This window comes from Gottschalkia acidurici 9a (assembly GCF_000299355.1).
In the GTDB taxonomy this organism is placed as follows: Bacteria; Bacillota; Clostridia; order Tissierellales; family Gottschalkiaceae; genus Gottschalkia; species Gottschalkia acidurici.
In genome coordinates, this window is sequence record NC_018664.1 from 702,758 (window position 1) to 716,757 (window position 14,000).

A 14,000-nucleotide genomic window follows, 5' to 3' on the forward strand; every position below is an offset into this window, starting at 1 on the left:
TTATGATGATAGAAGTTTTTAAAAATAAATAGGTGATGGCATGAAAAAAGTAACAGGGGTAATGATTTATTATTACTTCGTATGTAAAAGAAAGCTATGGTACTTCATAAATGATATTACAATGGAACAAAATAGTGATTTAGTAAGTATGGGAAAGCTTATAGACGAGACATCTTATAGTAGAGAAAAGAAACATATAATGATTGATGAGGTTATAAATATAGATTTTTTAAAAAACTGGAAAGTACTACACGAAGTTAAAAAGTCAAAAAAAATAGAAGAAGCGTCTAAATGGCAATTAAAGTATTATATATGGGTATTAAGAGAAAAAGGTATAGACATAGAGAAGGGAATACTTGATTATCCTCTCTTACGAAAAAGAGAAGATATTATTATAGAAAGAGAAGACGAAGAAGAATTAAGACTAGTACTAGAAGATATAAGAAAAATAAAACAACAACATTTACCACCTAAAGGTCAGAAAAAAGCTATATGTAAAAAGTGTGCATATTATGAACTATGCTATATTTAGGAGGTTAAAATGGGAGAGACTTTTTATATTTTTAGAGATGGGAATTTAAGCAGAAAAGACAATAATATAGTTATAAGGACTCCTGAAGGAGATAAAAAGAACTTAAAATCTGAGGTAACAGATGAAATATATTTGTTTGGAGAAGTAAGCATGAACACTAAGCTACTAAATTTTGTATCCCAACAAAAGATAACAATGCATATATTTAATTACTATGGGTTTTATAGTGGAAGTTTTTATCCAAGAGAATCAAATATAAGTGGTCATTTACTAGTAAAACAAGTTAAGAAATATGAGGATAAAAGTGAACGACTAAAATTAGCAAAAGAAATCCTTAAAGCAGGATCATATAATATATATAGGAACTTAAGATATTATAACAGTAGAGGAATTGACCTAAATAACCCTATGAAAGAAATTCAAAGTTTAATTAACAAACTTGACTACGGGACAAGTATAAGTGGAATCATGGGGCTAGAGGGAAATATAAGGAAGATATACTACTCAACTTGGAATGATATAGTTAGACAAGATATAAGCTTTGAAAAGAGAATAAAAAGACCACCGGATAATATGATTAATTCCTTGATCTCATTTGTAAATAGCTTAATATACACAACTGTATTGTCTGAGATATATAAAACCCAACTTAATCCAACAATAAGCTATTTGCATGAGCCTGGTACAAAGCGATTTTCACTTTGTCTAGATATAGCGGAAATATTTAAACCGCTTATAGGAGATAGAATGATATTTTCACTTCTGAATAAAAATCAAATAACAGATAATGATTTTGAAAGAGAATCGAATTTCTTGTATATAAAAGATAGTGGGAAGAAAAAAATACTTATGGAATATGATAAACGTCTCAGTAAAACTATAGCACATAGAGATTTAGGTAGAGATGTATCTTATAGATATCTTATGAGACTGGAGTGTTATAAGTTGATAAAGCATATAATAGGAGAAAAAGAGTATGAAGGTTTTAAGATTTGGTGGTGATTTTGTATGTACGTTGTTCTAATGTATGATATACTAACAGATGAGGGTGGAGCGAGAGTACACAGAAATACATTTAAGATATGCAAAAGGTATTTAACTCATATACAGAAATCTGTATTTGAAGGCAACTTAACGGAACTCAATTTAATGAAATTGAGAAAAGAATTAAGTGAGCACATAAGAGATAATAAAGATTCACTAATAATATTTAAAAGCAGAGATGAAAAGTGGCTAACTAAAGAGTTTATAGGATTAAAAGATGATAAAACATCTAATTTTTTTTAAAAGGGGGATGTCGATCTGTAGTAGTGTAAAAAATACTAAGGATAGACAACCCTAGAGAAGATCTAATTTATAAATGGTTTTATATGAAAATTAATGTGAAAACATATGTTACTCTGATAGAAAAAGGACACATAGACAGAAAGTTTAATTGTGGCCTAGATAAATAGATGAATAGATCAAAACGGGCATTAATAGAACTAAAGTAGAATGTAAATATTCTTTAATTCTCTATATTTTTTTTGCTTATACTCGCATTAATAGAACTAAAGTAGAATGTAAATACTCCTAATAATTCTATAGCTTCTTTTAGTTGTTCGGCATTAATAGAACTAAAGTAGAATGTAAATATTTTTTCAAAATCATATTTTGCAGTAAGGCCATTTGGCATTAATAGAACTAAAGTAGAATGTAAATGGATAAACACTAGCCAAATGACTAGGAGAAAAAACAGCATTAATAGAACTAAAGTAGAATGTAAATTTCATTGCCATCTCTGATGAAGCTAATGTACTTATCGCATTAATAGAACTAAAGTAGAATGTAAATATCCATCATACAATTCATCAAATGTAAATTGATCCTTGCATTAATAGAACTAAAGTAGAATGTAAATGTTAGAATTGATGAATTATCAAGACAGGATCTTGACGGCATTAATAGAACTAAAGTAGAATGTAAATCCACATTAGAGGTTTAATTGATAAGGTGCATACTTTGCATTAATAGAACTAAAGTAGAATGTAAATCTTGAAAGAGATTTTAATTGTCTCTTTGCTTCTTGAAGCATTAATAGAACTAAAGTAGAATGTAAATAAAATTTAAACACCCACTAAGTCTTTCATACTTACTGCATTAATAGAACTAAAGTAGAATGTAAATATGATAGAGATGAAATGTTGAATATCAAATCTTACTTGCATTAATAGAACTAAAGTAGAATGTAAATACATTAACTAAAGAATCTAAAAAACTTCTTGCAAAGGCATTAATAGAACTAAAGTAGAATGTAAATTCTATTGAATTTCTGAAAAGATTTATTCATTTTATCGCATTAATAGAACTAAAGTAGAATGTAAATTAAAAATAATAAGTAATTTATTTTATTTTCATATTAGCATTAATAGAACTAAAGTAGAATGTAAATCTTTCTAAGTTGGTGAATTTATCAGTACCAAACATCGCATTAATAGAACTAAAGTAGAATGTAAATAGTTTTACGATATATACTGAAGAAGAGCCACGAGAAGGCATTAATAGCACTAAAGTAGAATGTAAATAATCGAATAGGCATAATAAATAGCAATAGCAACAAGCGCATTAATAGAACTAAAGTAGAATGTAAATACGGAGATGGGGGAGACCCCCAAACCCCTGTTTTTTAGCATTAATAGAACTAAAGTAGAATGTAAATTTCTTTTAAATAGATTTAGTCCAAGTGCTATTATTAGCATTAATAGAACTAAAGTAGAATGTAAATATGCAACGAATGCTATAATCTTTCATTTCTGATATCGCATTAATAGAACTAAAGTAGAATGTAAATATATAGTAAAACATCATTCTTCCTTGACAACTGATTGCATTAATAGAACTAAAGTAGAATGTAAATAAAGTAGAGTGGTATACTCCTAAATCAGGATTTTCATGCATTAATAGAACTAAAGTAGAATGTAAATTTGGTAAAGCAATGATAGGTATACTCTCTGTTTTTGCGTATTAATAGAACTAAAGTAGAATGTAAATATTGATTTTTGATAAGTGTTCTCTATATAAATTCTTCGTATTAATAGAACTAAAGTAGAATGTAAATAAATTTAGAAAAGTAGATAGAGCTAACTTAACCGTATTTGTATTAATAGAACTAAAGTAGAATGTAAATATGGGTGACACCACAGGACTTTTCTAGAGGTTTCTAGTATTAATAGAACTAAAGTAGAATGTAAATTTCCACATAGTAGAAAATAGTGTACTTCTCAGACCACGTATTAATAGAACTAAAGTAGAATGTAAATGCTAAATATCCTAGTAAATATGGGACTGCTCTATCTCCGTATTAATAGAACTAAAGTAGAATGTAAATATATATGAGCAATGTGAAGTAATGCAATCCATATTCGGTATTAATAGAACTAAAGTAGAATGTAAATGAAGATTTGAAGAAACAAACTAAACAATTTATAGAGGGTATTAATAGAACTAAAGTAGAATGTAAATTTACTATAGCAAGGTCTAAAGCTTTGGCAATTGCTCGTATTAATAGAACTAAAGTAGAATGTAAATTCGATTTTTTCTAGTATTGGATCTTTAGGTTGAGATTGGTATTAATAGAACTAAAGTAGAATGTAAATTTTGGACAAGGTTATAAGTCTATGTCACCAGTAATCGTATTAATAGAACTACAATAGAATGTAAATGACATAAATATTTCGTTTAGTTGCTTGTATTAAAGGAACCAGATAAAAATATCATAATATTGATAAAGCATATACATAAGTTATCAACATAATATTATAATATAGTAGTTATATAAAAACATATTATAGGGATAAGGGGTAGATTATTAAATGATAAAAATAGATGATAAAAAGTGTATAGTATGTGGACAATGTGTTAAGGATTGTTTTTTAAGAGATATAGAAATAGTTGATAATAAGGTTCAGACTAATAATGTAACTTGTATAAAATGTGGACATTGTATAGCGGTATGTCCTACAAATGCAGTATCAATAGATGAGTATAATATGGAAGAGGTAAAAGATTATAATAAAGATGAATTTTCAATAGATTCTGATAACTTATTAAACTTCATAAAGTTCAGGAGAACTGTTAGACAGTTTAAGAATAAAGAAGTAGAAAAAGAAAAGATTTTAAAAATAATAGAAGCTGGAAGGTTTACTCAGACTGGTAGTAATATGCAAAATATATCCTACATAGTTGTAAGAGAAGGATTACAAGAGTTAAAATCTTTAGCATTTAAAAGTTTAAAGAAAAAGGGAGAAGAACTTATAAGCAATACAACATCGAGCATGGCAGTTAAGAGATTTGGTAAGCTATGGATAGATATGTATAAAGAACATGAAGAAAGTCCTAATAAAAATGACAAGCTATTCTTTAATGCTCCAGCAGTAATAATAGTTGCAGCCAATACAAAGGTAGATGGAGCCTTAGCCTCTTCTAACATGGAACTTATGACTAATGCTTTAGGACTAGGAACATTATTTAGTGGATTCTTTGTAATGGCAGCGCAAGAGGATGAAAAGATTATGGATTTTCTTGGGGTTGAAAAAGATAAACAAATTGTAACATGTATGATAATCGGATATCCGGATGTGAAGTATTTAAGAACAGTACCGAGAAAAGAAGCAGATATAAGTTGGATATAGAAAAGATACAATTTTTCTATATATAGTTTTTAGCTTATATATAATAAGTAGATAATTAATTACTTACTTAATAAGTATTATAAATATTATTATTCCTAAAGAATATAGCATAATAATATATATTACTATTGAGTAAGTTTTTTTATATGGGAATAGTTTCATATCAATGATTTCAATATAAAAAATTCAAGAGTATCAGAATATGATTTGTGTTATCATTTACCTGTATTGCCACTTAAGAACTTAGATATTAGCAACATAATTATGTTTTAGAATAAGTTACCTATGGATTCAGATCTCTTCGAACTTAAATTATTACTCAAATATAAAAATTGGATTACATTTTACAATATAACCTCCAAAAAGACAAATAAAGATGTATAATATAGATACAAGAGTATTAGTTCTACATATAAAGAAGAGAGGCGACAAATGATGCTAAAAAATAATAAAAAACTTACTTATACTCTGCTAGCATTTTTACTGGTGGTACTAGTAATAATAGTGAAAGGTTCCATGACTACGGAAGGTAAGAGGGGAAGTCAGAAAGTCAGCATATATCTGAATAATGAACTTATAAAGTTTAAAGATGATGAGCCTGTAAATAAAGAGGGAACCATATATGCACCATTAAATGAGTTTGCAGAAAAAATAGATGCGAAAGTAAAATATGACCTTTTAGACAATAAGGTACTCATAACTAAAAAAGACAAGCATATACTTATAAAGACTAAAGAGAATTTAGCTATCACGGAAGAGAATAAGAGCTTCTTTATAGAAACAATCGGAAAGTCTAAAAGTACACTGGTTCCAGTAGCTTTAGTATCAAAACATTTTGACTATAAAGTATCTGAGGAGTCAAAAAAATCTACTGTAAGAATTAATGAAAAATCTACTAAAGTAAATGATGACCAAGAAAAGAAAGAAAGTTCGGATAAGGGCAAAGCAGTTAATACAATAGCCAATAATAAGCAAACTCCTAATACGGAAAATAATAAAGAAAACAAACAATCTCAAAAAAATGAACCTAAAGATAATAATTCAAACGTAGCAGAAAACAAGGAAACTCAAGAAAATAAAGATCCTAATAATGATGAAAAAAAGGATGGAAAAGTGGCATATCTAACTTTTGATGATGGTCCTAATATAAATACTCCTCAAATATTAGATGTTCTCAAAGAGAAGAATGTAAAAGCTACATTTTTCATGTTAGGATCTAGTATAGGCGCACATGGAGATATAGCTAAAAGGGTAAGTGAAGAGGGTCATGCTTTAGGATTACATAGCGTTACTCATAACTATAAAAGTGTATATGCATCTCCAGACTCTTTTTTACAAGAAATGAATACAGCTAATAATATGCTACATGAGGCTACTGGAAAAAATACATTGCTAATAAGAGCACCTTATGGCAGCAAACCATATATGAAACAGGAATTCAGAGACTTAGCTATTTCATGGGGATATCGTATATGGGACTGGAATGTTGATAGTAGAGATAGTATAAAGAAAAACACAACACCTGATGAAGTTTATAATAATGTAGCTAATCAGTTAACTAATAAAAATGAAGTAATAATACTTTTTCACGATAGGGAGCACACTCTAAAAGCATTACCTAGAGTCATAGATTACTTGCATTCACAAGGATTTGAAATTAAAAAACTAGATACTAGTATGACACCAATGAATTTCTGGGGAGATACAAGATAATATATATGATATAATTGAAATAATATATTTTAAATTATTGGAATTGCTTTAAGGAGAGGAAAATAATGAACATAAAAATACTAGGAGACAGTTGCTGCGACCTAACTGATGAGCTAAGAAGAAAAATGAATGTAAAATTAATTCCATTAACTATACATGTAGACGATGATTCATATATAGATGATGATACACTAGATACTAAAGAACTTCTAAAGAAAATGAAGGAGAGCACCAATTCTCCAAAAACAGCTTGCCCATCTCCGCAAGAGTATATAAAAGAATATGAAGGAGAAGAAAGTGTGTTTGTAGTGACTCTTTCTTCTAAGTTGAGTGGAAGCTATAATAGTGCTGTTTTAGCTAAGAATATTTTACTAGAGGAAATTAAAGATAAATTTATTCATGTGTTTGACTCTAAAAGTGCATCTTCAGGAGAAGCTCTAATAAGTATGAAGATATTTGAACTTGCAAAAAATGGATATGACAACAATCAAATAGTAGAAAAAGTAGATCAATATATATCGGAAATGAAGACGCTTTTTGTGCTTGAATCTTTAGATAATCTTATAAAAGCAGGTAGAATAAGTACATTAAAAGGAAAGTTAGCATCCATGCTATCAATAGTACCTATTATGAAAGCTACAAACGATGGAGAAATAGACTTATTTGAGAAAGTAAGAGGTTCTAAAAAAGCATTTAAAAGATTACTAGATGCTATAGGTGAGCAAGGAGAAAAACTAGAAGAAAAGATACTAGGTATAACTCACTGTAATTGCTTGGAGAAAGCACTTGAATTTAAAGAAGAAGTTATGAAAAAATATAACTTTAAAGATATTATAATATTTGAAACAAAAGGAATAAGTACTGTCTATGCAGATGATGGTGGTTTAATAATATCATTTTAATAGCTTATAAATTAAATAAATAACACCAACATAAAAATGTTGGTGTTATTTATTTAAATAGATTTTTTTCTATACAAAGATTCAAAGATAATTGCTTTAGTCCACCATCATCAAAATGTATTAAAATAGCATCACCATCGATATCTTTTACTACACCACTACCAAATTTTTTATGATCAACTATAGAACCAACTTTAATGCCGTGGTCATCAGATCTAGTTACGCCCATCAGTTCTTCCAGCTCCCTCATGAACTTAGAATAAAAAACTCTTTCTTCATTTCTATAGTTAAATGTGATTAAATTAAGATGGGTTTTAGCTCTAGTCATTCCCACATAAAATAATCTTCTTTCTTCCTCTAAAGGCTTTAAGTCACCAATTTCAGATAATTCTAAACTATTTATATTAGGGAACTCTCCATCTATAAGATCAATCATATAGACTTTTCTAAACTCTAGTCCTTTAGCAGAGTGGATAGTAGATAGTGTTATAGCTTCACTATTTTTATTGTACTTAGCATTATCGATAGACTTCTTTAGAGAATCTAACTTATCAAGAAGTTCTCCTATAGAGTTAACACCTATAGAAACAGACTTTAAATGACCAAGTATGGAGTTGACATTTTCAAATGAATAACCAAAGTTTTTACAGTTATCTTCCAAGTATTTACGATATCCAAGATCATTTTCTATAAACATAATTGCACCAAAAGGCTTCATTTTTAGTAGCTTTTTAAAGTTAGATTTAATTGCTTTTATATTTTCTAATTGAAAGGGTTTAAAATTATCAAAAGTTAAAAGTCTATCAAATACAGATGTAAGGCTATCTTGTGTTTTTATATAATTTAAAGCTAATTTTGAAATATAGCCGTTCATTTTATAGTAAATTTTTTCAAAGGAAGATATATCACTATCATCTACAGCTAGATTGAAAAAACGTAATATATCTAAAACTACCCAATGTTTAAAGAAGTGAACTTTAGAGTCTTTCATATAGAAATTAAGATTATTTCTATTTAGATGATCTATTACACTTATTGCAGATAGGTTATTTCTAAAAAGTATTGCAATATTAGATAAATCCATATCTTCTTTTATACTATCAATTATATAGTCATACTGATCTTCTTGATTTTTTAATTTAGTGATTGTTACAGGTTCGATACTCTGATTATTAGTAAATAAACTTTTGTCATACCTACTTTTATTTTGCTTAATAAAGCTATTGCAAACAGAAACAATATTTTTTGTAGAACGATAATTTTCTTCCATAAAAAATACTTTAGCTTTAGGATACTTCTTGTCAAAAACTAATAAATCTTCAGGATAAGCACCTCTAAAGCCATAGATACTTTGATCATCATCAGCTACTACAAATAGGTTATTGTGAGGAGATGAAATAAGCTTTATTATCTCATTTTGTACCTTTGAAGTATCCTGACCCTCGTCTACTTGTATATATCTATATCTATCACGATATTTATTGAGTACTGAGGGATTATTTTGTAGTATATCAAGGGTCATAGTGAGCATATCATCGAAGTCGATTAGATTGTGTTTTCTCTTGTAAGATTCATAATTTGAAAAGATTTTATCAAAACCTTTTATATTGAAGTTTCGATGTTCACAAAAATCTTCAACCTTTATCATCATATTCTTCACGAATCCAATAATATTTAAAAGTTCTTCTAATTTATCTTCATTAATAAATGAATTATTGACTTCGCTATAAATGTTTTTTATTATTTGAATTTTATTTATTCCTGAATCTATGCCTTCAATTAAATTAAGTTTTAACTTTTTATCTTTTGCAAAGTCTCTAATTAAGAAGTATGCGAAACTATGAATAGTTGAAAAACTAGCAATGGATCCTACTTCTTGACCAAATATAGATATAAATCTTTCTTTCATATCTTTAGCAGAGGCTTTACTAAATGTTATAGATAGTATATTATTTGGATGTATGTGGTGATTTAATATTAAATTAGCAGTTCTTGATATAAGTACCGTAGTCTTACCGGCACCTGGTACAGCTAATATGATGGCAGGGCCTTCTTTATGTAATACTGCGCTTTTCTGTTGATCATTTAATACAATTTTAAAATTATCTTTTAATGTGTTGAAAAAACTATTCTTCAAAAGAATCACCCCTAGAATATCTTAACATAAATGAGGATAAAAAAAGTGCAATATAGGACAAAATATAAATGAAATTTTTAATTTTGCAAATGCAAGATATATATTTTATAATAAGATATAATGGAATTAGAAAATGTAATATGGGGTGGTTATATTTGTTATATATGGGAACTTTGCTGATAATAATAGGTTCATATTCGATTTTAGAAGATTTTTATGATTTTAAATCTATTTTAAAAGAAAGAGTGTTAGTAAAGAAAGAAAATGTCAATATTGATGGATATTTAAAGGTAAAAGCTATGATAGGTATATTCAGTATAGTTGTAGGAATACTTTCGATTATAAACTATATTTATTACTAAGGAGTAATGTATGAAAAGAAGGTTACTATGTATGATATTAACTACAATTATATTAATCTTAAATGTAAATATAGTTGTAGCTGATAATTACAATAAAAAACAATAATGGTAGTATTAGATGAACTGGACTTTGAAAAATCTGAAAAGATAATAAATGATAAGCTATCTATGGGTCTTTTAAGTTGTAAAACGGGTGATAGTCATAAGTCAAGTAGTGAAGAGAGCTTGTTTATGACTATAGCAACAGGAAGAAGAGTCAGTATTCCTAATAATACTTTTAAAACTATTAAAAAAGTAAAAGAAAAAGGTGTAATAGAAGATTATGATGAAATAAAGAGGAGTTTAGATGCAAAGTACTCTAGTTTTTCAAAGCATATAGATTTTTTAGGAGATACTCTAAAAAAGAACAAGAAAAAAACATCTTATATAGGAAATAGCTCAGAATCTCTGATAATATCAGATAAAAATGGTGAAATAGATTATTGGGAAAAAGAAGTCAATTATAATATTGACTGGCTCAAGACTAATACCGAAAAAATGCTTAATAGGTCTGACGTTCTTTTAGTGTCTTTTAATGTAAACAATAGTGAGGAAAGAATAAGGCTATTAGAAGAATATCTAAAAAGTATAAGTAGGCATAATGTTATGGTGTTTCCTAAGACTGTATCTGGAGACATGGACTATAGATTAAATAGTACTATAGTTCCTATATTATACTCTGAGAATAACAATAATGTAGGTATACTTACTAGTAAAAGTACTAAAAGGTTAGGCGTTATAACTAACTTAGATATATTTCCTACTATTATTAGTTACTATGACATAAATATGAGTTCAAGTATAGGAAATGAGATAGAGGTAGTAGAAAAATCTAATTTATTAGAAAAGAATAAAGAAATTTTTAAAGAGTTTTTAAATTTAAATATAATAAAGTATGTATTTCATGGACTATTAACTGTTATACAGGTGTATATAGTTTATAGCTATTTACACAAAAATAAAGATAGAAATAAGCTTAAGTTTTTAGTTGCCATTATACCAATGTCTATACTGATTTCATTAGTATTGGGATTGTTTCATCTTCATACAAGTATAGTGCTATATTTAACTATAGTACTTGGACTATCAATTTTATTGATACCTTACTTATATAGCAAGAATATAAGGGTAGTTGAGACATTAAGTGTATTAACCAATGTGATAATACTACTTGGTGTATTTTTAAAACCATCAATGCTATACAATTCCTTTATAGGATATAACAGTATAATAGCAGGTGGTAGATTCTATGGATTTAATAATGAAATAATGGGAGTATTAATGATTACTTCTGCTATAACTTATTTTTTCGTAAGAGACATACTTAAAAATAGTATAATTTCTAATATATTTTTAATTTCATATATTCCAATAGTGATAATATCGCTTTCAGGAAGATTTGGAGCAAATTTTGGTGGATATTTAACTTCGATAGCATTGTTTCTAGTTTTAATATATTTATCGATATTAAATAAGAAAGCAAATAAAAAAAGTTTATTAACTTTGATTGCTATAGGTATAGGAATTTTATGTGTAAACTTATACTTTGATATAAGAAATGATGCTGGAAGCCATGCAGGGAAACTTCTAGAAAGGGTAAGATTACTAGGATACTATGAATTTATAGATATGATAATAAAGAAGTTAAAACAGCTTATATACATGACTATAGTTCCACCATGGTGCATCATATTTATAAGTCAGATATATTTTATGATAAAAAAGTTTAGACAAATAGAAAGAAGTAAGCTTACCAAAGGCTTAACTATGTTCATAATATCAATTGTTGCACTTATAGTAAATGATACAGGAGTAGTAGCATTTGTATATATGAATGCTTATCTAATAGGCCTAATGATAGAATCGGATTACTCTTGAGAAACGGAGGGAAGCAAATGATAAAAAAATTTATATCTTACTACAAACCACATAGCAAACTATTTATACTAGATATGTTTTGTGCACTTATGATAGCAGTGATTGATCTTATATTCCCTATGTTTACTAGAAAAGTAGTAAATGAAATAATACCGCAGGGACAACTAAGAACACTCTACATACTAGGTGGAGTAATGTTAGTGCTTATAATAGTTAGAACTATATGTAACTACGTAGTTGACCGTTGGGGACATATAGTAGGTGTTAGAATGGAATATGATATGAGAAATGACTTATTTTCTCATATGCAGAAGTTATCGTTTAGTTACTTTGATAACAATAAAACAGGAAATATAATGTCTAGAATAGTAAATGATTTAAGAGATATAACTGAGTTAGCTCATCATGGTCCAGAAGATTTATTTATATCATTAATTATGATGGTAGGATCTTTCTTTATTTTACTTAGTATAAATGTGAAGCTAACACTTTTAATCTTTGCATTTATTCCAATAATAGTGTGGATATCTGTAGTTCAGAGAAAAAATATGACTAAGGCCTTCAGAGGTCAAAAAAGAGAAATTGCAGGTGTAAACTCTAGACTGGAGAATAGTATATCAGGAATTAGAGTTACAAAGTCTTTTACTAATGAAGACTTTGAGATGGAGAAATTCTTAGAAGGAAATACTAAGTTTAAAGAAACCAGAGAAGAAGCCTTTGTCTATATAGGAATATTTTCTACTGGAATACAATTTTTTTCTAAGTTTTTAAACTTACTAGCAATAGTAGCAGGAGGTTGGTTTTATTATAATGGAAGTATAAATATAGGTGATTTGTTAGCTTATATACTATATGTAACTTATTTCTTACAACCTATAGTAAAACTATCACAATTCATTCAACAGTATCAAGATGGTATGAGTGGATTTGAAAGATTTATAGAGATAATGGAAATTGAACCTGAAATTGAAGAAAAGTTTGGAGCAATAGAACTAAAAGATGTAGATGGAAAGATAGAATTTAAAGATGTTTCATTTAATTATAATGATAGCGTAGAAAATGTAATTTCAAATATAAACTATACTGTTGAAAGTGGAAAGACAGTTGCGCTAGTAGGCCCGTCTGGTGGAGGTAAAACAACACTTTGTCACCTTATACCAAGATTTTATGAGGTAAGTAGCGGTAAAATATTAGTAGATAATACAGATATTAAAGATCTTACCTTACAGTCTTTAAGAAAGAATGTTGGACTAGTTCAGCAAGATGTATTTTTATTTACAGGAACTATAAAGGAAAATATACTTTACGGAGATATAAATGCTACTGATGAAGAAGTAATAGAGGCTGCTAAAAAAGCTAATATTCATGACTTCATAATGAGCTTACCAAAAGGATATAATACAGATGTAGGTGAGAAAGGGGTTAAACTTTCAGGAGGACAGAAACAAAGAATTTCTATAGCTAGAGTGTTCTTGAAAAACCCACCAATACTCATACTAGATGAAGCTACATCTGCGCTAGATAATGAAAATGAAATAATAATACAAGAATCTCTTGAGAAGCTTTCTGAGGGTAGAACTACTATAGTAATAGCTCATAGACTATCTACTATAAGAAATGCATCAGAGATAATAGTTTTAACTAATGAAGGTATAGTAGAGCAAGGAAATCATGATGAACTTATTAATAAGAATGGAATTTACTCAAAACTATATAATTCACAATTTAGAGTTTAGGCAGCCTTTGGCTGCCTTATTTTTGTGTCAA

General features: G+C 28.0%; 10 protein-coding genes and 1 CRISPR repeat array. Of the genes, 9 read left to right on the forward strand and 1 reads right to left on the reverse strand.

What is annotated here, in order from left to right; genetic code table 11:
- The first annotated feature begins 40 nt into the window (after positions 1 to 40).
- The 6 genes from cas4 (at position 41) to CURI_RS03170 (ending at position 7,817) form a co-directional block, all read left to right on the forward strand.
- Entirely contained in the window at positions 41 to 532 is a 492-nt protein-coding gene (gene cas4 / locus CURI_RS03145; RefSeq protein WP_014966834.1) for a CRISPR-associated protein Cas4, read from the forward strand.
- Positions 533 to 541: 9 nt separating this feature from the next.
- Positions 542 to 1,534 (forward strand): type I-B CRISPR-associated endonuclease Cas1b, encoded by a 993-nt coding sequence (gene cas1b, locus CURI_RS03150; RefSeq protein ID WP_014966835.1) that lies wholly within the window; start codon positions 542 to 544, stop codon positions 1,532 to 1,534.
- A 6-nt stretch (positions 1,535 to 1,540) separates the two neighbouring features.
- Positions 1,541 to 1,819, forward strand: coding sequence for a CRISPR-associated endonuclease Cas2 (gene cas2 / locus CURI_RS03155; protein ID WP_041701469.1), 279 nt, complete (start codon positions 1,541 to 1,543; stop codon positions 1,817 to 1,819).
- A 185-nt stretch (positions 1,820 to 2,004) separates the two neighbouring features.
- Positions 2,005 to 4,233: direct repeats of the CRISPR family, unit length 30 nt; unit sequence GCATTAATAGAACTAAAGTAGAATGTAAAT.
- A 150-nt stretch (positions 4,234 to 4,383) separates the two neighbouring features.
- Positions 4,384 to 5,202, forward strand: coding sequence for a nitroreductase family protein (locus CURI_RS03160; RefSeq protein WP_014966837.1), 819 nt, complete (start codon positions 4,384 to 4,386; stop codon positions 5,200 to 5,202).
- Positions 5,203 to 5,634: 432 nt separating this feature from the next.
- Positions 5,635 to 6,915, forward strand: a complete 1,281-nt coding sequence (locus CURI_RS14920; RefSeq protein WP_014966838.1) for a polysaccharide deacetylase family protein — start codon at positions 5,635 to 5,637, stop codon at positions 6,913 to 6,915.
- A gap of 65 nt (positions 6,916 to 6,980) precedes the next feature.
- Entirely contained in the window at positions 6,981 to 7,817 is an 837-nt protein-coding gene (locus tag CURI_RS03170) for a DegV family protein (RefSeq protein WP_014966839.1), read from the forward strand.
- Between the two features lie 49 nt (positions 7,818 to 7,866).
- Here the strand turns inward: CURI_RS03170 and CURI_RS03175 are convergent, their stop codons facing one another.
- A complete protein-coding gene (locus CURI_RS03175) occupies positions 7,867 to 9,963 on the reverse strand; it encodes an ATP-dependent helicase (protein ID WP_014966840.1) in 2,097 nt (698 codons plus the stop codon).
- Positions 9,964 to 10,022: 59 nt separating this feature from the next.
- Here CURI_RS03175 and CURI_RS03180 point away from each other — a divergent pair, with 59 nt between their 5' ends.
- The 3 genes from CURI_RS03180 to CURI_RS03190 all read left to right on the forward strand — a co-directional run bounded on the left by CURI_RS03180 (position 10,023) and on the right by CURI_RS03190 (position 13,969).
- The gene (locus CURI_RS03180) at positions 10,023 to 10,316 is read left to right on the forward strand and encodes a hypothetical protein (protein WP_014966841.1); all 294 of its coding nucleotides are present in this window, start codon (positions 10,023 to 10,025) and stop codon (positions 10,314 to 10,316) included.
- Between the two features lie 105 nt (positions 10,317 to 10,421).
- The gene (locus CURI_RS03185; protein WP_014966842.1) at positions 10,422 to 12,233 is read left to right on the forward strand and encodes a hypothetical protein; all 1,812 of its coding nucleotides are present in this window, start codon (positions 10,422 to 10,424) and stop codon (positions 12,231 to 12,233) included.
- Positions 12,234 to 12,250: 17 nt separating this feature from the next.
- Entirely contained in the window at positions 12,251 to 13,969 is a 1,719-nt protein-coding gene (locus CURI_RS03190; RefSeq protein WP_041701472.1) for an ABC transporter ATP-binding protein, read from the forward strand.
- The last annotated feature ends 31 nt before the right edge of the window (positions 13,970 to 14,000 follow it).